Here is a 24,641-nt window from a genome sequence, read left to right as displayed (position 1 = left end):
ATCTATTTCCTATATTTTTCTTCAATATCCTCTTGCATCATGCTCATGTATGACTTGTAGCGGCTCTCGCTTATATAGTGATTTTCTACAGCATCACGCACTGCACATCCGGGTTCATTTATATGAATGCAGTTATTGTAACGACAATCTTTAGACGCCTTAAATATCTCTGGAAAGAAGTGAAATATTTCATTCTTCTCCATATCTACAGTACCAAAGCCTTTGATACCAGGAGTATCTATAATAAATCCCCCCTGTGGCAATTCTATCATTTCCGAAAAAGTGGTTGTATGCATTCCTTTGCCATGATAACCGGATATTGCACCCGTCTTTAGGTGAACATCAGGTACAAGCGCGTTGATAAGTGTAGACTTTCCGACGCCCGAGTGACCCGAAAACAAGGTAGTTTTGTCCTTTATTCTCTCTTGTAAAATTTCTAATCCTGTATTATGTAAAGCTGATATCTTGATGCTTGGGTAACCAATATAATCATAAAGACTAATAAGAGCATCCATGTATTCTATCTCCTCTTCTGCGTATAGGTCTGTCTTGTTGAAAATAAGATTTACCGGCACACGATACGCTTCGGCTGCAGCCAAGAAGCGGTCAATAAAAACAGTAGAGGTTACCGGATGATTTACGGTTACAATCAAAAAACACAGATCGATATTAGCGGCCAAAATGTGCGATTGCTTCGATAAATTAGACGAACGGCGTATAATATAATTCTTACGGTCTTCGATCTCCGTTATCAGAGCAGTGCCTTCATTGTTTGGTACAATGGTTACTCTGTCTCCTACAGCAATGGGATTGGTGCTACGTATATCTTTAAGACGAAAGTTTCCTTTTACCTTACATTCAACGTCGCTGCCGTCATCGGTACGAACCAAATACCAACTACCCGTATTTTTTATTACAAGACCATTCATCAATCAATCCTTTAAAATACAAATGTGCCAATGTGCCGATACTGTAAAGCGATCAGCATATTGGCATATTCTATTTTCGGTATATTTCGTTATACAGTTAAAATCTCTTTTTCTTTAAGAGCAAACAGGTCGTCTATCTTTTTGATATACTTATCATGAAGCTTTTGCATTTCGTTTTCGCCATCTTTGGCTACGTCTTCCGCCAAGCCTTCTTTCACTGATTTTTTGATCGTATCAATTGCATCACGACGAGCGTTACGCACACTCACTTTAGCATCCTCGGCTTCCTGCTTCGCTTGTTTTACCAAGAGTTTACGACGCTCTTCTGTCAACGGAGGGATAGAAAGACGTATCACCTCACCGTTATTATCGGGTGTGATACCTACATCAGAGTTCAGGATGGCTTTTTCTACCTCTTTCAACATTTGTTTTTCCCAAGGTTGAACGATGATAGTTCTAGCATCAGGTGTATTGATAGCCGCCACACCACTTAGCGGGGTTATTGATCCGTAATACTCAAGTTTTATACCATCAAGAATATGCGGATTGGCTTTTCCGGCACGAATACGAGATAACGTTTCGTCCAGAAACTCTACAGAGGCCGACATCTTAGCTTCCGCCTTTTGTTCGATTTGTTTTAGGTCTGCTGCCATAAATATATATTTTTTGTTTTCAATATTTTAAGATTAAATAAATCTACTTACACTCTACTCGGCAACTGGGTAAGACCAATAATAAGTTGCCCTATCCCTGCCAAAATAAGTAAAGAAGTAAGCAAGGTATGTGCAGTAATGGTAATAAACGCACCTACAGCACAAACCAAACAGCCCATAAAGATATTTCTTCGTGCTGTTTTCATATGTTCTTTATCTACCTGATGTATAATCTGGTCGAGTAAGATATAAGCGTCTTCTTCGTTAAGCCCTCGTTCGATTAGAAAGATCTTCACCTTTTCGGGATTTTCCCTTTTTCTAATCAAATATACAACCTGATTATACAACTGATCTTCAACTACTACTTTCTCTCTGTTATGCATGTACATATGTACCTATTTTTTCACCTTTAATTAGCTTCTCTAAATTGCCCGGAGTATCCATATCGAAGACAACGATAGGCAAATTATTCTCCTTACACATCACCGTCGCAGTCATATCCATAACCTTCAGTCCGCGTTTGTAAACCTCATCGTAAGAGATGGAATCAAACTTAACGGCTGTAGGGTCTTTTTCGGGATCGGCAGTATAAACTCCGTCTACACGTGTACCTTTGAGCATCACATCGGCTTCTATTTCTATTCCCCTCAGCGAAGAACCGGTATCTGTTGTAAAAAATGGATTGCCTGTTCCGCAAGAAAGGATAACAACTTCACTATTTTCCATAGCCTCTATTGCTTTCCATTTGCTGTAGATTTCTCCTATAGGTTCCATCCTGATGGCTGTAAGTACTCTCGACTTCTGACCTATTGCAGTAAGAGCTGAACTAAGAGCCAGACTGTTTATCACAGTGGCCAACATACCCATCTGGTCTCCTTTTACCCTGTCGAATCCTTCGGAAGCTCCGCTCAGACCTCGAAAAATATTTCCTCCTCCAATAACAATACTTATCTGTACACCCATATCGGCTACAGCCTTTATTTGCGTGGCATATTCATTCAGTCGGTTTACATCTATGCCATATTGCTGTTCTCCCATGAGGGATTCACCGCTCAGTTTTAGGAGGATTCTGTTATATTTTACCATTTCTGCGTTTATATTAGTGCAAATCTAGTATAATTTGTGAAATTATAAAAGTCAAACTTTACGAATTGATTTTTATTATAATTTAAAAGTACTGATATAACAGCATTTAGTTATTTTTACACATCTAAACAAATTTATTATGATCACTCAAAGCTGGCTCTTATTTGTCCTTGCACTATTACTTGGATTCATTACGTTCGTAATCGTATTATGGACTATTATCAAATGGAAACATAGCAAGGATCGGAACATAGGCTGCGGACTAACATTTTTATTCTCTATGTTAACTATAATCTGTACTGTTATAGTAATAGTAAAAGTTGTGGAAACGATTAGGGTAATTGTTCCTAATAAAATTGAAGAAGGGGTTGATATATTCGCCAACAGTTTATCTTCAAGAAATACAGAAACTCCTTTTATGGACAGCCTGAAATCTATGCAACCGACCGACAGTATAATACCGAATAGTTATTTCTCTTACGCGGGACTTCGCGATTATTTCCGTATGCCCGTGATATATCCGTATTCGATAACTGCTATTGATGTTCTCGAAAAAGGGACTTTACAAGACGAAAAAGGGATAAAGTACATAGCTGCAGATCACAATGAAAACGAGCCTATTCTTCATGATATTACTTACTTCACCTTTGACAGAAATATTCTGTTAGCAAAAACGGAATCCTCTTCTTCGCTGAACTCTATCAGATTCTATATTTTTAATCTAAGCACAAGACAATTAGAGGAATTCAATACCGAAAAAGAGATGAAAATACAAGCTGCGAAATTTGGCTTTGATACAATAAAACCAATGATAACCATACAAGAATATTTTGATAATTTCTGAATGTAAGAAACTCTGTGATACTCTTTTTATTCTGTGGTAAAAATAAATACATAAGAGCGAATGTGGCAGTAGTTATTCATTATTTAGAGCCTTATTGTAAAAAGATTCTGAAATATGAATTCGAAGCTTCTATTATTTCAAAATAAGTGCTCAAAAAACATTATCTTTGTCTGACTTCATACAGAAAAATGATATGAGAAATATATGTATCGCCTGTCTAATCTTTTTATTCACCATGTGTAATAATAAACCAAAAGAACCCATAGTCGTTATACAAACAAGCTATGGCAATATAAAAGTTAAGCTCTATAATGAGACTCCGGGGCACAGAGATAATTTTCTGAAATTAGCAGAAGAAGAATTCTATAAGAACCTCACGTTTCACCGTGTTATCAATGATTTTATGATACAGGGTGGAGATCCTCAAACAAGGAATATTGCAGATTCTGCAGCTTTGAAAGAAGAGAAAACGCTCGGTGATACAATCCCTGCCGAAATAAAGTTTCCCCAGCTATACCACAAACGGGGAGTATTGGCGGCTGCACGATGGGGTGATGCCGAAAATCCAACAAAAGCCTCTGATGCATCTCAGTTCTATATAGTGACAGGTGAATTATGCTTCGACGATAAATTATCAGAGATAGAAAAACAACGTTTCGAACGTTTTAAGCAAAAGATATATAAGGAAATACAATCGGCACACCTTGATGATCTGAAAGCATTACTAAAGAGCGGCGATAGTATATCTGCATCTGCAATGCGTGCTGATTGGCTGAAACAAGCGGATGAGCAAGCCAAAGCCCGAAAGTCTGAGGTTTCGTATACAGACGAGCAGCGGGAATACTACAAAACAAGGGGTGGCACTCCTTTTCTGGACAATGAATACACCGTTTTCGGCGAGGTAATAGAAGGAATGGACGTTGTGGATAAAATACAAAGAGTAAGAACCAACGAAAAAGACAAGCCTCTTAAAAATATCTTGATGAACGTAGTGGTTCTGGAGAAATAAAAATTCCAACAACGTATTAACAGCAAAAAAATGAGTGATACAGATAATAAAAAGTGGAAGGTATTAAATAGTGAATATCTTTCGCAAGAGCCTTGGTTTACCGTACGCAAAGATCATGTAGAATTACCGAACGGAAACCAAATTCAAAATTATTATGTATACGAATATCCCGACTGGGTATGCACCATAGCAATAACCAAAGACAAACAGTTTGTGATGGTACGCCAATACAGGCACGGACTGCAATGCACCTCACCGGAGCTATGTGCAGGTGTATGCGAAGAGGAAGACCCTAGCGCAGAAATTTCCGCAAGAAGGGAACTCCTCGAAGAAACGGGCTACGGAAACGGAAAATGGGAGTTATTTATGACTACTTCAGCAAATCCCGGTACACACACCAACACTACTTACTGTTTTCTGGCTATCGATGTAGAAAAAATATCGGAACAGCATTTAGAAGATACCGAAGACATTTCGGTTCATCTGCTATCTATCGACGAATTAGTAGAGCTATTGAAAAAAGATGAGATCAGGCAATCTATGCACGCCGCCGCATTGTGGAAATATCTGGCAACGAATCATCTTATCTAAAATTCGAGCTGATCTTTGTAATTTCGTGAATTTGGATGAGGAACACCAAATACTTTTGATGAAATAGAATCGATCTCTACTTTCCAAATTTTTACGTTATTTACAGCAGGCTTAGAATAAGTGAATGCCCTTGTTGTGTATTTCTTCATCATTATATCCAGAGCTTTCACTTTATTATCGTAATCTTCTTCAAATACGACCTTGCCCCTGCAAATAACACTACTTCCTTTCATACGATAACTACATGCTACCTCTTCATTCTGATAAGTTAATGACGACTCACCACAGAAAGTAATACATACATTCGGGTTTATGTGAAGCGATTCGATACTCTTGCCCTCCTGTGCCGAATGTAGGTAAATAACATCATCTTGATAACCGAAATTCATAGGGATGACGTAAGGAAAACCGCCCTTATCTATCATGCCGACATAGCATATGGTGTTTTTCGAAATTATCTCTTCTATCAAATGACGTTCTTCAATATTAATCGTTATCATAAGGCTGTATATATTCTTTTATTCCTATTAATCAAAAGAGCTGCATTTTGAATACAGCTCTTTTTTATTTTATTTCTTATTTACCTTTGAGCAATCCGTTATACATTTTCTCATTCCGTATAATCTCGTATGCTTTCTTAAAGGTTTCGCTATCTTCGTTGAATACCCTCACCATCGTCTCCGTATCATATACATCACGTGCTATATATGCTTTTATCTGACGCTTGAGTGTTTCTTTCGACTTCTCGTATCCATCCTCATCAAAGTCCACTTTTTCATCTTTTCCTGCTGCTATAAGCTTATTCATAATCTCGTCCGAAACTTGATATTGCTTGTAGAAATCAGTAGCTGTAGGATATTTTTGTAAAATCTCAGTCCTGTGATTATCCACTTCATTATAAGCTATGCGCAGCGTTATGCCTTTGTTCCAAATTTTTCGGTAATATTCAGATGCAAAAGTCGTATCGGCAGGCACGAAATAGTCGGGCATGATACCTCCTCCGCCATATACCGTACGATGATTCAGCAAAGTTGTATATTTCAATGAGTCTGGGAAATGTATACTATCAGCATGCATCATCTCGCCTTTATTATAGCGTTCTATTACATCCAGATTGTATGACATAATATCTCCTTTTGTATACGGTTTTTGTATAGAGCGTCCAGTAGGAGTATAATAACGGGCAACAGTGAGCCTTATCATCGATTCGTCAGGAAGCGGTATTTGTCGTTGAACAAGTCCTTTCCCGAAACTGCGACGACCTACAATCACACCTCTATCCCAATCTTGTACGGCTCCTGACAAGATTTCACTAGCCGAAGCAGAACCTTCATTGATAAGTACTACAAGACGTCCTTTCTCGAATGCGCCTTTAGCTGTGGAAACTTCATCCCTTCTCGGCTGGCGTAAGCCTTCGGTATATACAACCAACTTGCCTGCATCCAGAAAATCATCAGCTATTTCAGTAGCCGGAGCCATGTATCCGCCGCCATTATATTCCAGGTCGAGAATAAGATTCTCCATTCCCTTTTCTTTAAGCTTCTGAAGGGCTTTTCTGAATTCTTCGGTAGTGGTTGCTCCAAATCTTATAATACGTATATATCCGGTCGTTTTATCTACCATGTAAGTGGCATCGATACTATAGATCGGAATTTTGTCGCGAATAATCTTAAAGCTTAGTAAATCAGCTATTCCCTTGCGTTGTACTTTCAGGTTTACAGATGTTCCTTTCGGTCCTTTAAGACGTGACATAACGTCCTTGGTAGACATTTTAACTCCGGCGATAAGCGTATCGTCTACATATAATATCTTATCTCCTGCCCTAAGACCTACCTTCTCGGATGGTCCTCCGGGAAGCGCTTCGATAACATACAGTGTATCTGTAAGCATATTGAAAGAGATGCCTATACCATCGAAATTACCTTCCAGCGGCTCGTTCATATCTTTTACCTCATCGGCACTGATATATGTAGAGTGAGGATCTAGTTTTTCTAACAAAGCTTTCACTGCATCTTCGGCCAATTTGCCGTCGTCTACCTTATCTACATACATATTCTCGATAACGGCGATTGTTGTAGCTACTTTCTTAGATCCTTCGCTCATCTTAAACTGAGCAGAGGCCGCCAAAACAATGACAAAAAAACCGAGAACCGACATTAGAACTCTTTTCATACTAGAATTACATTTTGGATAATCGCGGTTAACGCTGATTAAATCTGATTTTTAACTAATCACTATTCAGTCCAGACTCATACCTTTGGGTATAAACTGACTGACATCGTGTCCGAATCGCAACAGTTCGCGTACAATAGTAGAACTGATATGTGTTAGTTCCGGTTCTGTAAAGAGTACGATTGTTTCTATTCCCGATATATTCCTGTTCATATCGGCAATCGTTTTTTCGTATTCAAAATCATTTACAGAACGGATTCCACGTATTATGAAATTTGATCCTGTTTCTTTGGCATAGTCTACAGTAAGGCTATCATAAGTACCTACCACTATGCGATTGTCGTCTGTATACAAAGAACGGATCATATCGATGCGCTTGTCGAGCGGAAAGTAAGTTTTCTTGGTATCATTCACTCCAATAGCAATAACGATCTCATCTACCAATTCGAGAGATCGTTTCACTAATGAATAATGTCCTATTGTAAAGGGATCGAATGTCCCCGGAAAAATTGCTTTTCTCTTCATTCTTTAGTTAGCCATATCGGAGATAAACTTGATCCTGACAAGGCGTATTTCATCTTCAGAATACTCGCCAAGTTCATTGATCGCAGCTTCCAGATCTTCCGATTCTGCTTCTTGAAAATATTCAAATATATCGTCGAGATGGTCTTCATCTATAACCTCTCTGAGGAAATAATCTATATTTATTTTTGTTCCTGAGAATACGATAGCTTCTACTTCGCTGAGCAATTCAGCAAAATCAATCCCTTTCGATTCGGCCAAGTCGTCTAATGCTACTTTGCGGTCGATAGCCTGTACGATGGCTACTTTTAGTTTCGATTTGTTTGCTACTGTTTTTACACGTAAATCTTCAGGTCGTTCTATTTCATTTTCTTCAACGTGCTTCTTTATTATTTCAAGAAACTCTGTCCCATATCTCTTTGCTTTACCTGCTCCTACCCCCGGAATATTTTGCAATTCCTCCATTGTTATCGGGTAGATTGTAGCCATAGCCTCCAGAGAGGGGTCTTGAAATATCACGTATGGGGGAACATTGTTGTGTTTTGCCATCTTCTTGCGAAGATCTTTCATGATAGAAAACAAAACCGGATCTACTGCCGATCCGCCACCGCCGCCTTTCACCACTACATCATCTATGTTCTCATCATCAGACAAGTCTTCTTCGTCTGCTGTGGTAATCTTGAACGATGCCGGTTTTTTCAAGAAATCTTTTCCTTTTTTGGTTACTCTCAGTAAGCCGTAATTTTCGATATCCTTATCGAAATACCCGGCTATTAATGCCTGACGTATAACGGCGTTCCATGTTTCATCATCGGTATCATCACCTGATCCAAATACATCTAAATCCTGATGCCCGTACGTTTCTATCTCTGAGGTTTCTTTACCTCTCAAGATATTGATAACGTAATCAGTTTTAAACTTTTCTTTTAATGCAATTACAGCTTCAATAGCCGTCAATAATAAATCTTTAGCTTCCACTTGTTTTTTAGGATTTACACAATTGTCACAGTTCCCACAATTTTTCTCTTTATATTCTTCTCCAAAGTAATGAAGAAGTACTTTCTTCCGGCATAATGCAGTTTCGGCGTATGCTGCGGTCTCAAGGAGTAGCTGTTTTCCTATTTCCTGTTCAGCAACGGGCTTACCCTGCATAAATTTCTCCAGTTTCTGTAAGTCTTTGAATGAATAAAACGCTATACATTTTCCTTCACCGCCATCGCGTCCCGCCCTACCGGTTTCCTGGTAGTATCCTTCAAGGCTCTTTGGCATATCGTAGTGAATCACATATCTCACATCGGGCTTATCGATCCCCATACCAAATGCAATGGTAGCAACAATTACATTCACTTTTTCCATCAGAAATGCATCCTGATTGGCAGAGCGTGTACTTGGGTCTAGTCCGGCATGGTACGGCAGTGCATTGATATTATTTGTTTGTAATATTTCGGCAAACTCTTCCACCTTCTTTCTACTCAAACAATATATAATTCCAGACTTTGTGCCTTGCGATTTAATGTATTTTATTATATCCTTATCTACTTTATCCGTTTTTGAACGAACTTCGTAATATAGATTTTCCCTGTTGAATGATGATTTAAACACATCTGCTTCCACCATTCCAAGGTTCTTCTGTATATCCATTTGCACTTTTGGTGTTGCCGTAGCAGTAAGTGCAATGATAGGATGCTTGCCTATTTCGTTTACAATGGGACGTATACGTCTGTATTCAGGACGGAAGTCGTGCCCCCACTCCGAAATACAATGTGCCTCATCGATAGCATAAAACGATATTTTTATCTGACGCAGAAAGTCTATATTCTCTTCTTTTGTAAGAGATTCGGGTGCTACATATAATAGTTTTGTCTTTCCCGAAAGTATATCACCTTTTACTTGTTCTATCGCAGCTTTGTTTAGTGACGAATTCATGAAGTGCGCTACGCCGTCCTCTTCACTAAAATTTCGCATGGCATCCACCTGATTTTTCATCAGGGCTATCAGGGGAGAAATAATTACTGCTGTTCCCTCCATCAAGAGTGCCGGTAGCTGATAGCAGAGGGACTTTCCGCCGCCCGTAGGCATCAACACAAAGGTATCTCTTCCATCCAGCAAGTTTTGTATTATTGCCTTCTGGTTACCTTTAAAATTGTCAAAGCCAAAATGCTTTTTCAATGAACACGTCAATATATCCTCTATATCCGGCATATAAATAGGCTATTAATTATTACGAAGATAAACCCCTAAATTTAATTCTCCAATATAAAATAGGCTATTTTTTGTCAAAAAAACAAACTTTATAATGAATTTCTTAGTTTTACGACTTGTGAGTTCTCCAATTGCTCTACGGCGTACTCTTTAGTAACATGCAGTTGAGCCTGCTTTGTGGAAGGGATATTGAACATAGCATCCATCATAATGGTTTCGACTATGGATCTCAATCCTCTTGCTCCCAATTTATATTCCACTGCCTTATCTACAATGTACTCATATACATCATCTTCGAAGGTAAGATCAACGCCATCCATTTTGAACAATTTGACATACTGCTTAATGATAGAGTTTTTCGGCTCGGTAAGTATCCGGCGAAGAGCACTCCTATCCAGAGCGTCAAGATATGTCAAAATAGGCAGACGTCCTATAATCTCAGGGATCAATCCGAAAGACTTCAAATCCTGAGGTGCTACATATTGCAACAGATTGTTACGGTCTACCTGCGCGTTGCTTTTAGACGAAGCATAACCCACAACCATTGTATTCAACCGTTGCGCTATCTTCCTTTCGATACCGTCGAAAGCTCCGCCACAAACAAACAATATGTTTTTGGTATCTACGGCAATCATCTTTTGGTCAGGATGCTTACGTCCTCCTTGAGGCGGAACGTTTACAATCGAACCTTCCAGCAATTTAAGTAAGCCCTGTTGTACACCCTCACCGCTAACATCACGGGTGATTGATGGATTGTCGCTCTTACGGGCTATTTTGTCTATTTCATCGATAAAAACAATTCCTCTTTCTGCTGCTGCCACATCATAGTCTGAGGCTTGCAACAGTCGGGTAAGAATGCTTTCTATATCTTCGCCTACGTATCCGGCTTCGGTAAGCACGGTTGCGTCTACGATTGCGAAAGGGACATGCAGTAGTTTGGCGATGGTACGTGCCAACAATGTTTTTCCTGTACCTGTAGGGCCAACCATAATGATATTCGACTTTTCTATTTCTATATCATCTTCTTTCCCTTGTAGTATACGTTTGTAGTGGTTATACACAGCCACAGACAGATAGCGCTTGGCATTCTCCTGACCGATAATATATCCGTCAAGGTATTCTTTTATCGTCTTTGGGTCGGGCAATTGTGTTTTATCAATACCCAAAGATGTTTTCTTTGCCTCTACGCTTTCTTTTACAATCTGATATGCTTGTTCAGCACAGCTATCGCAGATGTCAGCCGACATACCGGAGATAAGCATATTTACATCCTTATCGCTTCTGCCACAGAAACTGCAATAGCCGTTAGTATCTTTTTTTGCCATTTATCCTTTTGTGAGTAAATGAATCTGATTTTTGAATTATTGTTTATTTTTCATCAAAACATCATCTACCATTCCATAGTCTTTAGCCTCAGCCGAAGTCATCCAGTAGTCACGGTCCGAATCTAGTGCCACTTTGTCAAATGGTTGTCCCGAGTGGTCTGAAATAATAGTATAAAGTTCTTTTTTCACCTTACCAATCTCACGAGCGGTGATCTCGATATCTGAAGCTTGTCCTTGAGCACCACCCAACGGCTGGTGAATCATAACACGTGAATGCTTCAACGCAAATCGTTTTCCTTTCTCTCCGGCAACAAGCAATACGGCTGCCATAGATGCTGCAATACCTGTACAGATTGTAGACACATCGCTGTTGATAAACTGCATAGTGTCATAAACTCCATATCCTGCATACACCGATCCTCCGGGAGAATTTATATAAATAGATATATCTTTGCCCGAATCGGCAGAATCAAGATATAGCAATTGAGCCTGTATTACATTGGCTGTATAGTCGTCGATCTGAGTTCCCAAAAAGATAATACGATCCATCATCAAACGAGAGAATACATCCATCTGAGCAACATTCAACTGACGTTCTTCGATAATAGTAGGTGATATATAACTGCTTGTTATATCGATATATTTATCAAGAGCTAGCCCATTCAAGCCTAGATGCTTCGTTGCATACTTTCTAAATTCATTGTTCATAACATTTTCTTTTTTTATTAAATAATGTTTTACCATTATTACTATAAACAATTATCATGCCACTCGTACAGGCATAAAAAAGAGGCTAATAGCACAGCCTCATTTCTTATAAACAAAGTTATAAATAAAAAATTGAAAAGCTGGAATAATAATGTATGTATTTTCCTTATTTATAATGTTAAAGACAAACGGACAGAAAGAAAACACTATCCTTCCTGTCCGTTATTTTTATCTTTTTTTCATTTACGCTTCTGTTTCTGCTTCAGCTGCTTCTTCTTTCTCAAAGAACTTGCGAAACTCGTCAAGCGAGATTACAGTTTCTTCGAGCCCTAGTTTTGATTTCAATACGTCGATGATCTTATTTTCCATTGCGCGATCGAGCAGGTTACGTGCATTGTCTTTGTTTTTCAACATATCATTTGCATAGTTCTCAACCATTTCGTCAGGAAGATTCATCATTCCATATTGGGCAAACTGAGCTCTTGCCGCTTGCATAGCAATGATTTTCATATCTTCGTTTTCGATCTTGATATCGTTATCTTTTGCTATTTGCTCTTTTATCAGGTGGAATTTAAGATCTGCTATGATTTTCGGATAATCTGCGTCTACAGATTCAGCAGTTCTTTCTTCGCCCGAAGCAATAAGCCATCTTTTAAGGAATGCATCAGGGAATTGCAAGTCTCCTGTTTTCTTTTCAAGAAGTTCTTTCGCATCCAACAGGAATTTGTAGTCACTATCCGGTGCAAACTGCTCTGCGATAGTTTCTTTTACTTTTGCTTTGAAGTCAGCTTCGGTAGTTACATTGCCTGCACCAAAAACTTTATCGAATAAGTCTTGGTCAAGTTCAGCTTCCTGATAACGAGTGATCTCGGTGATAGCAAACTGAAACTCAGCAGCTATTGTTTCTACCGCATCCTTTTCGATATGAAGCATAGATGCGATTTCTGTTTCGTTACCATTGTAAGCTTTACCCGGATTGAATACAATCACATCTCCGGCTTTTGCACCTACAAATTTAGCTTGCTCTGCTTCGTCTTTCATATACGAAGGCATTACAATGCCTGCTTCTACAAAGATGCCACCTTCTTTTACCTTACCATCTTCCAATTCAGAGATTGTGCCTCTGATAAGGTCTGTTTCTTTTGCACCCTCTTCTATTTTTTCATATTTGCCATAGTTAGCTTTATACGAAGCGATTTGTTTATCAACAAGCTCTTCGTCTACCTCAATAGCATAATATTTTACTTTATCTTTTTTTGTCAGTGATAATTTTATTTCCGGAGCAAGAGCCACGTCGAAATAAAATTCATAGTCACCTTCGAGTGAGAAATCTATTGGTTGTTGCTTTTCTTCGTTCGGAAGAGGCTCACCCAATACATTCAGTTTGTTGTCTTGTATATATTTATATAGATTTTCGCCAACAAGCTTGTTTACTTCTTCTGCCAAAATCGATTTACCATACATTTTTTTCACCATACCCATAGGTACAGTTCCCGGACGGAATCCCGGTATGTTAGCTTTTTTTCGGAATGTCTTAAGTGCGTTATCAAGCTTTTCTTGATAATCTTCTTTCGTTACATTTATTTGTAATATAGCGTTTACACTATCTACATTTGTTAGAGATACATTCATCTTAACGAGTTTATTTAGTTATTGTTACAAATTTCAATCGAAATGCAAATGGAGTAAAAACACCACTCTATTTTTTGGTGGTGCAAAAATAGTCTTATTATTGTAATATTCAAAGTGAAATATAAAAACTTTATTTGTTTAACATACTAAAACATTAGATAGTTTATTAACAAACTAACTTTTACACAATTCATACTTTCTGAATTATTTAGGTATATCAGTGCTAAAAACTTAACAAAACAAGAGAGAGCTTAGCTGTAAATTATAAAATCAGAAGCGTCATTTTTCAAATAACAAATTATCTAATCTTAAAAATATTTACCATCATCAACCGACAGAGAAAAGTAACACTTAAAAAGATTAGAAACCTGTTACTTTTGTTACTTTTTACAGACGAAACATTTTCGCAAGTATAAATCCAAGCAAAAGAAAAACATCAAGCCACCTACTCTACACATTACGTGATATTTGAGTATACAAAAGACCTTTCAAGCACAAAAAAATTATATAAAAAAGAGGGGCATGCGTTAAAAAGATGTTTTGCAACATGTTTTATAATATTTTTTGATTAACTTTGCTTATAACATATTTTACATTATCAGTTTTGAATGATGACAGATAGTAATGCTGTTAGCTTGTCGGAAAGTATTCCTGAAATATGGAATCTGTTGAATGACAAAGAACAAACTATAATTGCCGCTAATGCGAGAATTATGGACTTCAAGAAAAATGAAGTGATATACAGGGAAGAAGAAATTCCAATGGAATTGATGTGCCTGTGTAGAGGGAAAGTGAAAATATACAAAGACGGTGTTGGCGGACGTAGCCAGATTATCAGAATGATAAGACCTACTCAGTATTTTGGATACCGCGCCTTTTTTGCCAACCAACCTTATGTCACGGCTGCTTCGGCTTTCGAACCCTCGACCATCTGTTTCATACCAATGAAACTTATCAACGAGATAGTCGCTTCAAATTCTAAATTAGGCAGTTTCTTTATAAAAGAATTGGCTATAGACCTTGGAATAGCAGACGAGCGGGTTGTAAACCTTACTCAGAAGCATATCCGTGGACGTTTGGCCGAATCGTTGATATTCCTTATCGAGAATTACGGACTTGAAGAAGACGGTGCGACAATAAGCATCTACCTTTCAAGGGAAGACTTGGCTAACTTATCAAATATGACTACATCAAATGCCATCCGCACCCTGTCAACGTTTGTTGACGAACATATCATTACGCTGGATGGTCGCAAAATAAAAATTATAGACGAAGAAAAGCTGCGAAAAATAAGTAAAATCGGATGATTACCCGAATCGCTCACAAGTATCTGGATTACCGATACAAAGAGATTGATAGCTTTATCTACAAACCTATCGAAACGCAAGAGAAGATATTGGAATATCTGCTCCGCAACGGTGAGCAAACATTCTTTGGGCAGCAGTTCAATTTTTCGGCTATAAAAAACAAAGACGATTTCAGAAAACAGGTTCCAATCTTCCACTACGAAGATTTGCGCCCCTATCTGGATCGGATCATTGTAAATAAAGAACAGAATGTACTTTGGAACAAGCCCGTACGTTGGTTTGCCATGTCATCGGGCACTACAGAGGATAAGAGTAAATACATACCCGTAACTCACGAATCACTCACCAAAGGACATTACAAGTGCGGAGAGCAAATGCTTGCTATCTATGCACAAGCCAATAAGGAAGCTAAATTCTTTTTTGGCAAAACACTAGTACTAGGCGGCAGCAAGCAAATAAACAACATAGGTGACGGCATATTCACAGGAGACATCTCTGCTATCCTTATAAAGAATTTATATTTCTGGGCAAAGTTTAGCCGTACACCTGAAAGCATCTCCTTATTACCCGATTGGGAAACGAAGTTACAGGCACTGACCGACTATGCTATAAAAAACGATGTGAGGGCTTTTATGGGCGTACCTTCATGGCTACTCGTCTTATTGAAAAAGATAAAGACAGACACCGGACGCGACCTCACTGATATATGGCCTAATCTGGAAGTTTTCTTTCATGGTGGCGTGAGCTTTACTCCATTCGAAGAGCAATACAAGAAACTGATACAAAAGCCCGATATGTACTATTGGGAAACATATAATGCATCGGAAGGTTTCTTTGGGGTACAGTTCTCCAATAATTCTAAAGAAATGCTGTTAATGTTGAATAGCGGCATCTACTACGAATTTGTTCCGATGAGTGAATGGGACAAGGAAAACCCGAAAACATTAACACTGGATGAAGTAGAAACCGGACAGAATTACGCTATAATTATTTCAACAAACGGAGGGCTTTGGAGATATATGATAGGCGATACAATAGAGTTTTCGTCTACTACTCCATATCTGTTCCACATAACAGGACGCACCAAGAACTTCATCAATGCTTTCGGCGAAGAACTGATAATAGACAATGCCGAAAAAGCTCTGGCAGAAGCATGCAAGATCACAGGCGCACAAATAAGCGAATATACAGCCGCCCCCGTTTACTTCGGGGATAACAACAACGGAGCACATGAATGGCTGATAGAGTTTACCGTAGAACCCAACAGCCTCGAAGATTTCACCCATTTATTAGACAGCGAACTAAAAAAGGTAAACTCCGACTACGAAGCCAAGCGCTCTTATAACCTATCGCTGAATATGCCAATTGTAAGAAGCCTACCGAAAGGAACTTTTAACGAATGGTTAAAGCATCTTGGCAAACTTGGAGGACAGAACAAAATTCCACGATTGTCGAACAACAGAGATTATCTGGAAAAAGTAATCACATTTTGCGACACAATGAATTCATAGCCGGATATAAATCAAAAGAAGAAATATAAGACTATTCAATACGCCATCTCACCCATCTTTAACATATAAAAAAAAGAAGCTACCTCTATGCGAGATAACTTCTTACTATCTATATTTTGATGCTTCGTTTATAACAAACTTGCTGCTTCCTCATCTAAGAACCAATAAAGATATCCTTTCTTCGGATTTACTTTAGCAGCGGGATATTTATCCAGAAACTGCTCTCTGTTTTTGATGATATCCCTTACCTTCTCGGCTTTGTTCTTTCCTGTAGCAAGAAAAACTACATATTGTGCATTATTCACTACCTGACCGCTAAGGCTTACACGTTTCATTTTGCTTTCAGGATGCTCACCTATCACACAGAAGTCTTTACTATCCCACAATGATATCTGATCGGGAAAAATAGAGACAGTATGCCCATCGTCACCCAGACCCAGCATTACGATTTCGAAGCAAGGAGCATTACGGCGCTGCATAACTTTTGTTTCCAAAATTTTGCTATACCATTCAGCCTCTTCTTCAGGTTCATTCTCGCCATGAATACGGAAAATGTTATTATTCGGAATTTTGGGAACTTTGTCAAACAAATGATCCTTTGTCATTCCATAATTATTCATAACATTTTCGGGCGGAACACAGCGTTCGTCACCCCAAAAGAAAAACAGTCGCTGCCAGTCGATCGAATCTTTACAGTTTTCTGCCCAATAGTCAAAAATTACTTTTGGGGTAGTTCCACCTGACAATGCAAGGTTTACACGCGGATATACATCCATTAACTTTTGCAAAAATGCCGTAAAACCCTCACTCAGGGCTTTCGCATCCGAATAAATGTTAATCTCTTCTTTTATCATAATTCACAATATATTCCATCATCAGACAGGTTCTTACAAGGATATCTCCATGTGAGGTTTTTACCCTCAATCAGCTCGTCGGCACAATTTGGCCCCCACGAACCGGAAGGATAGCCATGCAAGGGTGCATCGGGGTTCTTCTCCCAGAAGTCGAGCAACGGTTGTACAAATTTCCATGTAGCCTCTAAAGCATCGCCACGGATATACAGTGTAGAATCACCAACCATACAATCGAGCAAAAGACGTTCGTAAGCCTCAGGCAGATAAGTATCCTGTAGTTGTGAATAATGAAAGTCCATATTCACATTCTTAACCTGATAGCCACTTCCGGGTACTTTCATCTTTGTTTTCAACAAAAGACCTTCATCCGGCTGAATACGTATTACCAATTGATTTTCGTCGTTACTCATATCTGCACTTTCGGGAAATAATTTCTGAGGTGCAGGTTTGAAGTGAATAACAACTTCAGAGACACGAGTCGGCAAACGTTTACCTGTACGTATATAGAAAGGAACTCCACCCCAGCGCCAGTTGTCTATAAAGAGCTTCATAGCCACATAGGTTTCGGTACGGGAGTCGGCATCCACATCCTTTTCCTCACGGTATCCCTTGGCATATTTTCCTTTAACGTTAGCTGCTGTGTATTGCCCACGAATAACATTCTTAAACAAGTCGTCGTTCGACATAGGCCGTAGAGCCTGAAAAACTTTCAATTTCTCGTTGCGAATCGAAACAGAGTCTATAGACATTGGGGGCTCCATAGCCACCAAAGCCAGCAACTGCAATAAGTGGTTTTGCACCATATCACGGAGTGCTCCCGAATGATCGTAATAGCCACCTCTGTTTTCTACGCCGATGCTCTCGGCAGCAGTTATTTCCACATGGCTGATATAGTTTCGGTTCCAAAGAGGCTCGTAAATACCATTCGCAAAACGTGTTACCAACATATTTTGCACAGTCTCTTTCCCTAGATAATGGTCTATACGATATATCTGATCTTCATCATAACTTTCCTGAAGCGAAACATTCAGCTCCACAGCAGATTTAAGATCAATACCAAAAGGCTTTTCGATAATAATCCGTCTAAAATTACCATTCTCCTGATTCAACCCTTGCTCTGCCAAAAACTTAGGTATAAGCGGATAGAGCGAAGGTGGCGTTGACAAGTAAAATATATAATTCCCTGCTGTACCCTCTTCCTTATCGAGAGCTTCGAGCCGTGCCTTCAATTTAGAATATTCTGTCCCGTCATCTGTATTGATTGACAGATAATGCAACTTCTGGCAAAACTGCTCTATTTCTTCATCCAAAGCATCTTTTGCCAATGCAAACTGCTTGATACCATCCTTCATCTTATCGCGGAAGGTATCGTCTGTAAACTGACTACGAGCTACACCAAGCACAGCAAAATTCTTGGGTAGTGAATTTTGTTTATGCAAGTCAAATATAGCCGGTATCAGCTTTCGGTATGTTAAATCACCAGAAGCTCCGAAAATAATCAGAGCTTGGTCTTGTATTGATTTTGATTTCATTAGCCCCTCCATTCTCCCCCAAAAGGGAAGTTTTTAAGTTAGCATTTCGTTATATTCTTTTCAATATTTCCTCGGAGATAGTGCGGGGCTTAGTCTTTTTTGATTTCGTGACCACCAAACTGATTACGCATGGCAGCAAGAAGTTTCATTGCATACGAAGTTTCTTGTCGTGACTCGAAACGAGTGAAAAGCGAAGCTGTAATAACATGAGCAGGAACATCAAAGTCCATTGCTGTTTGTACTGTCCAGCGACCTTCACCACTATCGGCTACATAATCCTTGATTCCTTCAAGGTTTTCGTTACCTTCCAATGCATTACCGATCAGTTCGAGCAACCATGAACGAACGACTGAACCTTCCATCCACACACGCGATACTTTTTCCAAGTCTACCCCGTATGGTGAGTTCTTCATTATCTCAAAGCCTTCGGCATAAGCCTGCATCATACCATATTCGATGCCATTATGCACCATTTTCACCATATGGCCTGCACCACTTTCTCCACAACGCATATATCCGTTTTCGGGAGCTAAACTTTTAAATATAGGCTCTGCAAAATCACAAGCCTCTTTGTCTCCGCCATACATTAGACAGTAGCCATTCTGTAATCCCCATACACCGCCACTGGTACCACAGTCGAGGTAATGAACTCCTTTTTCTTTTATTTTCTTTCCTCTCTCTACAGTTTCTCTCCAGTAGCTGTTTCCTCCGTCTACGATTATATCATTCGGGCTAAGTAGCGTCAATAGTTCTGCAATGTTTTCATCCACAGGTTTTCCTGCCGGAACCATCAGCCACACAAGCTTGCGTCCTTCCAGTTTATTTACTAAATCCTTTATGCTTGTAGCCGGAATAGCACCCTTAGAGGCTGCCTCATCAACTTCTTTCTGAGTAAGGTTATAAACTACGACTTCATGTCCATGATTCAAAAGGCGCTCTACCATTTTGCCGCCCATCTTACCTAATCCAACGAATCCAATTTTCATCTTATTCTTATATTATCGTTTGTTATTTTATATAATTAAACAAGCAAATGCCTGAAAAGTTAATTTTCAAATCCTTGCTAAGTTACAATTTTTATAAATAACATCATAAACAACATGCTATTATAATATTCATAGATATGTATTAATACTATAAATCAATACTTTAAACTCAAATTATACAATATAGAATTCTTCTATATCACAGAAACCATAATATAGTACACCTATTAATATAATATTCTTAAATACAGTAATAATTTGATGTTATAAGAAATAGTGTAGAAATGCAGGTCTAAAATAGTGATAGAAACTATAAAATCTACCGTGAGAAGGCTATACCATAAAACGAAAGAGGCGATTATTTTTAATAACCGCCTCTCTGCTATATATAATTTCGATAATTATTCAGAAACTACTTCGAAAGGTATTTCTACAGAAACTTCTTTGTGAAGTTTAGCGATAGCTTTGTAGCTACCTACTTCTTTCACAGCCTCTTTGATTAGAATAATTTTTCTATCTACATTGTAGCCTAATTTTTCAAGAGCTTCTGCTATTTGAATATTAGTTACAGAACCGAAGATAGTACCTGTAGAACTTGTTTTTGCACCAATAGTAAGTGAAATTCCTTCCAACTTAGCAGCCAAATCCTGAGCATCTTGTTTGATTTTCTCAAGTTTGTGAGCGCGTTGTCTTAGGTTTTCAGCTAATACTTTCTTTGCAGACTCTGATGCTATCACAGCTTTACCTTGGGGAATAAGGTAGTTACGTCCATAACCGTCTTTTACAGTTACGACTTCATCTTTATATCCTAAGTTAAGGATGTCTTCTTTTAATATAACTTGCATTTCTTACTCCTCCTTATTTATTTCATTAAGTCTGTTACGTAAGGAAGCAAAGCCAAATGGCGAGCTCTCTTTACAGCTTGTGCAACACGACGTTGGAATTTCAATGATGTACCTGTAATACGACGAGGAAGAATTTTTCCTTGTTCGTTAAGGAATTTCTTTAAAAACTCAGGGTCTTTGTAGTCGATGTATTTAATACCATTCTTTTTGAAACGGCAATATTTCTTTTTCTTCACATCAACTGAAGGCGGAGTCAAATATCTGATTTCTGATTGTTGTGCCATAGCTTAATTCTCCTTTACTTCTTCTTTTTTAGATGATTTTAAACTTCTTCTCTTCAATGCGTACTCGTGAGAGAACTTGTCTTGACGGAAAGTCAAGAAACGGATCACACGCTCGTCGCGACGGAAGTTAATTTCAAGTTTAGCGATAACAGACGGATCAGCTTCGAACTCTAACATCGCATAAAAACCGGTTGATTTCTTCTGAATTGGATAAGCCAATTTGCGAAGTCCCCAGTTTTCTTCACTTACTATTTTGGCCCCTTCATTGACCAAAAGAGTCTTGAATTTTTCTACCGCTTCCTTCATCTGAACATCAGACAAAACGGGAGTTAAAATGAAAACGGTTTCGTAATTGTTCATAAATTAATTAATTATAAATTAAACATACATTTTTACAAATGAGGTGCAAAGATAGGCTTTTTTATCAAAACAACAAATGCTAAACTGTCAAAAATTGTTGTACTTACCAACTTCTTATCTTATTTTTGTGATGAAAATCAGAAAACGAACATGCATGAAGACCGAGGAAACATTGAACTTAGATCAGGATTTGGACCTGATATTTCCCATTATTAACGGTAAAGTATCGATGGCCATAAACAGGATGATGTACAGGAACTTCAAAAAAGAAGGACTGGATATCACTCCCGAACAATGGACTGTCCTTGCTTTTCTGTGGCGCGAAGACGGGGTTACACAACAGACGTTATGTAATTCAACATTCAAGGATAAGCCTAGTATGACACGCCTGCTAGATAATCTTACAAAACAAAATCTGGTGTATCGCAATGCTTCGGTTAGCGATCGTCGATCCAACCTTATCTATCTCACCGATTTAGGTAAGTCGATCAAGGAAAAAGCCGGAAAAGCTGTTTACACGACCATGGAAGCCGCACTCGACGGAATAGACGAAGAGGGACTAAAACAGGTAAGAGTACTGCTTGCCGCGGTGTTCGGCAACGTAAGTCAAGCCTTGGACGACAAATAGATCAGGGACTGATAAGCAGATCCATATAAATAGGTAAATGATCACTGTATCCACCAAGATATTTGAAGCCTGAGTAGGTCCTGAACGGTTTTTGTCCACCATACTTTTTATTGTCTGCCTCTAACAAGAATTCAGCCGAAAAAACGTGTACGGTTTTATCTTTTACAAATACCTTTCCTCCTTTTTCTAACAGGTTTCCATTGACAACTATTTGATCAATAAAACCCCATTTACCCTTATACTTGTAAGAGCCTGCTCCCTTTTTGTCAATCCTGTCGTAAAGAAGGTTATACAAACCTTTAGCTGAGATATCGGATTCGATTCTTTTTCCTCCGAGCACTTCGGACATACTTACATCATTCGGGTAGTCGTTAAAGTCTCCCATAATGATGATGTTAGCGCCTTTACGAAGGTGCAAGACACTGTCTACTTTATGTTTCAACAGTTGGGCGCACTTTATACGGTGCGGTCTGGTCTTGCGGATACCTTCACGCCGTGATGGAAAGTGACAAATAAAAACATCTAACAACGTGCCATTGATTACCTTACCCGTAACATGCAATATATCTCTGGTAGAGCGTACCGAGTCCCCCAAATCGGGCGTATATGATTTCCGGCTCAGTATCTTTATCTGATCACGTTGATAAAGAAGGGCAACATTTGAACCTCTCAGGTCTTTCGACCGAGTGATCACGTATTCATATTTATGTTTCTGTAATGCGGTTCGCTTTGTAAGATGATAAAGAACAGAGTCGTTCTCTACTTCGCACAACCCCACTATGGCCGGAGGATATCCCTCACCTACCGAAGATATGACTTTGCTTATGTTATGCAACTTCTGCCAATAGCGATAATTAGTCCAATGCAACTGTCCGCCAGGAGTGAATTCATCATCATTTGTAGCCGGATTATCTTTTGTGTCGTACAGGTTTTCAACGTTATAGAACATAACCCGAAACTTTTCCTGCGCCGTCAAAAACAAGACGAAGGCACACAAAAGAACCAAGAACAACAGCCTTTTACTCACCCCGTTCATAGCAACCAATATCAGGATCGGTATCCGCAAGTCTCGAACGTCCTTTTAGATCATAAGGCAGTAGCAACGAGTAAGATCTGTCTGCCTTACCGATAGCAGGTGATGTGGCTTGCAGTTCGAAATTATAAGAGTAATCCTTATTATTGTTTATATTTACAAACAATGGATCTGCGTTCCACACAGTATTTACAAAGTGCTCATTCTTTTGTTCACTGGCTTTAATCAGGCAGTTCTGAAATCTATAGTTGTATCCAACTGTACTAACATCACTTAGCAGCAGTTCACCCGAAGCTGAGCCGGATACAATAGAGTTGATAAAATCGCATTTATCCAAATCATAAGCCTTTCCCTCATACACATTCCCGATAGCCAGACACTCCTTTTGACGCATCGACCATCTATAATAATTAGCCAGCGTGCAATGTAAGAAACTATATTTCCCGCCGATCAACGAAACAGCCGCACCTTTTGAATTGGCAAACAAGCAATTCTGAAAGTTTATATAACAGTTTATCGCCAACAAGCCATACTCTGATGTATTCTGTACAATTGTGTTTGCAAATTCAGCTTTCTTGTATTGGATATCTGCCGCCGAAAATGTTACTCCCCGCACTGCATTTTTTACAATTACATTATTGAGGACATTGCCATAACTCTCGGCATGGAAAGTTATCCCGCTCCATTGTCCGGGAGTATTATCGTATGGTATATTTCCGTCTATATTATCAAAGCGGCTTCCCCTGAAAACAATCGGTTCTTGTACCGTTCCTTGCGCTATGACACTACCATATATATCTACAGAAGCATTGTTCCGCAAGAAGAAAGTTGTTCCTTTTTGTACATCGAGAGTCACACCTTTATTTATTGTAAGCGAATTATATATAAGCAGTGGTTTATCATCTGTTATCACCGAGTCGGTTGTCACCACTTTGTCTTTCCAGATATATACATCTTGCCCCACGGCCTCCAACTGCACATACTGTATGTTGCCATTCACAACCAGACGAATCGAATCCCTTATCAGCAGCGGGTTCTTTGTATTGGTGGGATCTACCGTTACCTCAATAAATCCGTACAGACTGTCTTTTTTCAGTATATCCACATTGGTGAGCTTGGTTCCTTTTTCGCCGTCGATGTTCATACGGAAACCGCTTTTTGAAGCGTTCACCAATTCGATGGATTGTATGGTTAGTGAGTTATTGTTTCTGTTATATATCTTAAACTGTTTTGTAGCCGAGCCCAAGGTTGTAAAAACGGTATCGAAACGAATTGTATCATTAGAGAATGAGAGTGTGAGTTCTTCGCTATCCGAAAAGTCATTACCCTCCTGACAACTATTAAATAACATAAGAAACAAGACTAGCACAACAGAAGCTCCGATGGACTTCATAAATGAAGAAAAGATATTAATCTTGGCTAGCTCTACTACTCTATATTTCATTTGTTACAGTTATTAAGTTTGGTGTTACTTTTTGATTATTTCGTATTCGACTGTTATACAACAACTTTAATTTCACTGATTGTTAAAAAGTAACAAAAGTAACACTTTTTCTATTATTTTTATCTGTCACCTTTTACATTCGGTAACTAAGCCTCTTCTACTAGATAATTATAAATATAAAAAA

At 38.7% G+C, this 24,641-nt stretch carries 25 protein-coding genes; 6 read left to right on the top strand and 19 right to left on the bottom strand.

Annotated elements, in window-relative coordinates:
- Positions 1 to 2: 2 nt before the first annotated feature.
- From rsgA to pyrH, 4 genes are all read right to left on the bottom strand, one after another.
- On the bottom strand, positions 3 to 929 hold the full coding sequence (gene rsgA, locus BGO84_RS08155; RefSeq protein WP_135104829.1) for a ribosome small subunit-dependent GTPase A: 927 nt from the start codon (positions 927 to 929) through the stop codon (positions 3 to 5).
- An 89-nt stretch (positions 930 to 1,018) separates the two neighbouring features.
- Entirely contained in the window at positions 1,019 to 1,582 is a 564-nt protein-coding gene (gene frr, locus BGO84_RS08150) for a ribosome recycling factor (protein ID WP_135104828.1), read from the bottom strand.
- A 47-nt stretch (positions 1,583 to 1,629) separates the two neighbouring features.
- Positions 1,630 to 1,971 (bottom strand): hypothetical protein, encoded by a 342-nt coding sequence (locus BGO84_RS08145; RefSeq protein WP_291028746.1) that lies wholly within the window; start codon positions 1,969 to 1,971, stop codon positions 1,630 to 1,632.
- Positions 1,958 to 2,668, bottom strand: a complete 711-nt coding sequence (gene pyrH, locus BGO84_RS08140) for a UMP kinase (protein ID WP_135104827.1) — start codon at positions 2,666 to 2,668, stop codon at positions 1,958 to 1,960. Before pyrH ends, BGO84_RS08145 begins: the two co-directional genes overlap by 14 nt.
- A 139-nt stretch (positions 2,669 to 2,807) precedes the next feature.
- Here pyrH and BGO84_RS08135 point away from each other — a divergent pair, with 139 nt between their 5' ends.
- The 3 genes from BGO84_RS08135 to BGO84_RS08125 all read left to right on the top strand — a co-directional run bounded on the left by BGO84_RS08135 (position 2,808) and on the right by BGO84_RS08125 (position 5,112).
- Positions 2,808 to 3,512, top strand: coding sequence for a hypothetical protein (locus tag BGO84_RS08135; protein ID WP_291028745.1), 705 nt, complete (start codon positions 2,808 to 2,810; stop codon positions 3,510 to 3,512).
- A gap of 193 nt (positions 3,513 to 3,705) precedes the next feature.
- The gene (locus BGO84_RS08130) at positions 3,706 to 4,521 is read left to right on the top strand and encodes a peptidylprolyl isomerase (protein ID WP_291028744.1); all 816 of its coding nucleotides are present in this window, start codon (positions 3,706 to 3,708) and stop codon (positions 4,519 to 4,521) included.
- A gap of 30 nt (positions 4,522 to 4,551) precedes the next feature.
- Positions 4,552 to 5,112, top strand: coding sequence for an NUDIX hydrolase (locus BGO84_RS08125; protein WP_291028743.1), 561 nt, complete (start codon positions 4,552 to 4,554; stop codon positions 5,110 to 5,112).
- On the opposite strand, the gene BGO84_RS08120 is transcribed toward BGO84_RS08125, so the two are convergent.
- The 7 genes from BGO84_RS08120 to tig form a co-directional block, all read right to left on the bottom strand.
- On the bottom strand, positions 5,109 to 5,612 hold the full coding sequence (locus tag BGO84_RS08120; RefSeq protein WP_135104824.1) for a pyridoxamine 5'-phosphate oxidase family protein: 504 nt from the start codon (positions 5,610 to 5,612) through the stop codon (positions 5,109 to 5,111). The two genes, BGO84_RS08125 and BGO84_RS08120, sit on opposite strands and share 4 nt — an antisense overlap.
- Positions 5,613 to 5,688: 76 nt before the next feature.
- Positions 5,689 to 7,284, bottom strand: coding sequence for a S41 family peptidase (locus BGO84_RS08115; RefSeq protein WP_135104823.1), 1,596 nt, complete (start codon positions 7,282 to 7,284; stop codon positions 5,689 to 5,691).
- A gap of 66 nt (positions 7,285 to 7,350) precedes the next feature.
- Positions 7,351 to 7,809 (bottom strand): pantetheine-phosphate adenylyltransferase, encoded by a 459-nt coding sequence (gene coaD, locus BGO84_RS08110; RefSeq protein WP_291028742.1) that lies wholly within the window; start codon positions 7,807 to 7,809, stop codon positions 7,351 to 7,353.
- Positions 7,810 to 7,812: 3 nt separating this feature from the next.
- A complete protein-coding gene (gene recQ, locus BGO84_RS08105; protein WP_135104821.1) occupies positions 7,813 to 10,008 on the bottom strand; it encodes a DNA helicase RecQ in 2,196 nt (731 codons plus the stop codon).
- 89 nt (positions 10,009 to 10,097) lie between these two features.
- The gene (clpX, locus tag BGO84_RS08100; RefSeq protein WP_135104820.1) at positions 10,098 to 11,333 is read right to left on the bottom strand and encodes an ATP-dependent Clp protease ATP-binding subunit ClpX; all 1,236 of its coding nucleotides are present in this window, start codon (positions 11,331 to 11,333) and stop codon (positions 10,098 to 10,100) included.
- A gap of 36 nt (positions 11,334 to 11,369) precedes the next feature.
- Complete coding sequence (clpP, locus tag BGO84_RS08095) at positions 11,370 to 12,041, bottom strand: ATP-dependent Clp endopeptidase proteolytic subunit ClpP (protein WP_006843285.1); 672 nt, start codon at positions 12,039 to 12,041, stop codon at positions 11,370 to 11,372.
- Positions 12,042 to 12,284: 243 nt separating this feature from the next.
- Entirely contained in the window at positions 12,285 to 13,673 is a 1,389-nt protein-coding gene (gene tig / locus BGO84_RS08090) for a trigger factor (RefSeq protein WP_283685888.1), read from the bottom strand.
- 611 nt (positions 13,674 to 14,284) lie between these two features.
- On the opposite strand from tig, the gene BGO84_RS08085 reads away from it, so the two are divergent.
- Entirely contained in the window at positions 14,285 to 14,980 is a 696-nt protein-coding gene (locus BGO84_RS08085; RefSeq protein WP_135105280.1) for a Crp/Fnr family transcriptional regulator, read from the top strand.
- The gene (locus tag BGO84_RS08080; RefSeq protein ID WP_291028741.1) at positions 14,977 to 16,491 is read left to right on the top strand and encodes a GH3 auxin-responsive promoter family protein; all 1,515 of its coding nucleotides are present in this window, start codon (positions 14,977 to 14,979) and stop codon (positions 16,489 to 16,491) included. Before BGO84_RS08085 ends, BGO84_RS08080 begins: the two co-directional genes overlap by 4 nt.
- A gap of 128 nt (positions 16,492 to 16,619) precedes the next feature.
- On the opposite strand, the gene pgl is transcribed toward BGO84_RS08080, so the two are convergent.
- The 6 genes from pgl to rpsF form a co-directional block, all read right to left on the bottom strand.
- Complete coding sequence (gene pgl / locus BGO84_RS08075) at positions 16,620 to 17,345, bottom strand: 6-phosphogluconolactonase (protein WP_283685886.1); 726 nt, start codon at positions 17,343 to 17,345, stop codon at positions 16,620 to 16,622.
- Entirely contained in the window at positions 17,342 to 18,877 is a 1,536-nt protein-coding gene (gene zwf, locus BGO84_RS08070; protein WP_283685885.1) for a glucose-6-phosphate dehydrogenase, read from the bottom strand. The genes pgl and zwf overlap by 4 nt, the downstream gene beginning before the upstream one ends.
- Before the next feature lie 89 nt (positions 18,878 to 18,966).
- Positions 18,967 to 19,863 carry a phosphogluconate dehydrogenase (NAD(+)-dependent, decarboxylating) gene (gnd, locus tag BGO84_RS08065; RefSeq protein WP_135104815.1) on the bottom strand — a complete coding sequence of 299 codons (897 nt, stop codon included), beginning with the start codon at positions 19,861 to 19,863 and terminating at the stop codon, positions 18,967 to 18,969.
- A gap of 401 nt (positions 19,864 to 20,264) precedes the next feature.
- Complete coding sequence (rplI, locus tag BGO84_RS08060) at positions 20,265 to 20,708, bottom strand: 50S ribosomal protein L9 (RefSeq protein ID WP_135104814.1); 444 nt, start codon at positions 20,706 to 20,708, stop codon at positions 20,265 to 20,267.
- Between the two features lie 17 nt (positions 20,709 to 20,725).
- Complete coding sequence (gene rpsR, locus BGO84_RS08055) at positions 20,726 to 20,992, bottom strand: 30S ribosomal protein S18 (protein WP_006798740.1); 267 nt, start codon at positions 20,990 to 20,992, stop codon at positions 20,726 to 20,728.
- Between the two features lie 3 nt (positions 20,993 to 20,995).
- Positions 20,996 to 21,352: a 30S ribosomal protein S6 gene (gene rpsF, locus BGO84_RS08050; protein ID WP_006843294.1), complete on the bottom strand. Its 357-nt coding sequence runs from the start codon at positions 21,350 to 21,352 to the stop codon at positions 20,996 to 20,998.
- Positions 21,353 to 21,506: 154 nt separating this feature from the next.
- Here rpsF and BGO84_RS08045 point away from each other — a divergent pair, with 154 nt between their 5' ends.
- Positions 21,507 to 21,980 carry a MarR family transcriptional regulator gene (locus tag BGO84_RS08045; protein WP_135104813.1) on the top strand — a complete coding sequence of 158 codons (474 nt, stop codon included), beginning with the start codon at positions 21,507 to 21,509 and terminating at the stop codon, positions 21,978 to 21,980.
- 1 nt (position 21,981) lies between these two features.
- Here the strand turns inward: BGO84_RS08045 and BGO84_RS08040 are convergent, their stop codons facing one another.
- Positions 21,982 to 22,929 (bottom strand): hypothetical protein, encoded by a 948-nt coding sequence (locus BGO84_RS08040; RefSeq protein WP_291028740.1) that lies wholly within the window; start codon positions 22,927 to 22,929, stop codon positions 21,982 to 21,984.
- A 70-nt stretch (positions 22,930 to 22,999) separates the two neighbouring features.
- Complete coding sequence (locus BGO84_RS08035) at positions 23,000 to 24,457, bottom strand: choice-of-anchor Q domain-containing protein (RefSeq protein WP_291028739.1); 1,458 nt, start codon at positions 24,455 to 24,457, stop codon at positions 23,000 to 23,002.
- Positions 24,458 to 24,641 lie beyond the last annotated feature (184 nt).

Source organism: Dysgonomonas sp. 37-18 (genome assembly GCF_001899125.1).
Classification (GTDB): domain Bacteria; phylum Bacteroidota; class Bacteroidia; order Bacteroidales; family Dysgonomonadaceae; genus Dysgonomonas.
Note: the sequence above shows the minus strand (reverse complement) of the source record. Positions and strands in the feature narration are given on the sequence as shown.

Coding starts and splice junctions, on each gene's coding strand:
- rsgA (WP_135104829.1), bottom strand. CDS start 929: ATGAATGGTCTTGTAATAAAAAATACGGGTAGTTGGTATTTGGTTCGT.
- frr (WP_135104828.1), bottom strand. CDS start 1,582: ATGGCAGCAGACCTAAAACAAATCGAACAAAAGGCGGAAGCTAAGATG.
- BGO84_RS08145 (WP_291028746.1), bottom strand. CDS start 1,971: ATGTACATGCATAACAGAGAGAAAGTAGTAGTTGAAGATCAGTTGTAT.
- pyrH (WP_135104827.1), bottom strand. CDS start 2,668: ATGGTAAAATATAACAGAATCCTCCTAAAACTGAGCGGTGAATCCCTC.
- BGO84_RS08135 (WP_291028745.1), top strand. CDS start 2,808: ATGATCACTCAAAGCTGGCTCTTATTTGTCCTTGCACTATTACTTGGA.
- BGO84_RS08130 (WP_291028744.1), top strand. CDS start 3,706: ATGAGAAATATATGTATCGCCTGTCTAATCTTTTTATTCACCATGTGT.
- BGO84_RS08125 (WP_291028743.1), top strand. CDS start 4,552: ATGAGTGATACAGATAATAAAAAGTGGAAGGTATTAAATAGTGAATAT.
- BGO84_RS08120 (WP_135104824.1), bottom strand. CDS start 5,612: ATGATAACGATTAATATTGAAGAACGTCATTTGATAGAAGAGATAATT.
- BGO84_RS08115 (WP_135104823.1), bottom strand. CDS start 7,284: ATGAAAAGAGTTCTAATGTCGGTTCTCGGTTTTTTTGTCATTGTTTTG.
- coaD (WP_291028742.1), bottom strand. CDS start 7,809: ATGAAGAGAAAAGCAATTTTTCCGGGGACATTCGATCCCTTTACAATA.
- recQ (WP_135104821.1), bottom strand. CDS start 10,008: ATGCCGGATATAGAGGATATATTGACGTGTTCATTGAAAAAGCATTTT.
- clpX (WP_135104820.1), bottom strand. CDS start 11,333: ATGGCAAAAAAAGATACTAACGGCTATTGCAGTTTCTGTGGCAGAAGC.
- clpP (WP_006843285.1), bottom strand. CDS start 12,041: ATGAACAATGAATTTAGAAAGTATGCAACGAAGCATCTAGGCTTGAAT.
- tig (WP_283685888.1), bottom strand. CDS start 13,673: ATGAATGTATCTCTAACAAATGTAGATAGTGTAAACGCTATATTACAA.
- BGO84_RS08085 (WP_135105280.1), top strand. CDS start 14,285: ATGACAGATAGTAATGCTGTTAGCTTGTCGGAAAGTATTCCTGAAATA.
- BGO84_RS08080 (WP_291028741.1), top strand. CDS start 14,977: ATGATTACCCGAATCGCTCACAAGTATCTGGATTACCGATACAAAGAG.
- pgl (WP_283685886.1), bottom strand. CDS start 17,345: ATGATAAAAGAAGAGATTAACATTTATTCGGATGCGAAAGCCCTGAGT.
- zwf (WP_283685885.1), bottom strand. CDS start 18,877: ATGAAATCAAAATCAATACAAGACCAAGCTCTGATTATTTTCGGAGCT.
- gnd (WP_135104815.1), bottom strand. CDS start 19,863: ATGAAAATTGGATTCGTTGGATTAGGTAAGATGGGCGGCAAAATGGTA.
- rplI (WP_135104814.1), bottom strand. CDS start 20,708: ATGCAAGTTATATTAAAAGAAGACATCCTTAACTTAGGATATAAAGAT.
- rpsR (WP_006798740.1), bottom strand. CDS start 20,992: ATGGCACAACAATCAGAAATCAGATATTTGACTCCGCCTTCAGTTGAT.
- rpsF (WP_006843294.1), bottom strand. CDS start 21,352: ATGAACAATTACGAAACCGTTTTCATTTTAACTCCCGTTTTGTCTGAT.
- BGO84_RS08045 (WP_135104813.1), top strand. CDS start 21,507: ATGAAGACCGAGGAAACATTGAACTTAGATCAGGATTTGGACCTGATA.
- BGO84_RS08040 (WP_291028740.1), bottom strand. CDS start 22,929: ATGTTCTATAACGTTGAAAACCTGTACGACACAAAAGATAATCCGGCT.
- BGO84_RS08035 (WP_291028739.1), bottom strand. CDS start 24,457: ATGAAATATAGAGTAGTAGAGCTAGCCAAGATTAATATCTTTTCTTCA.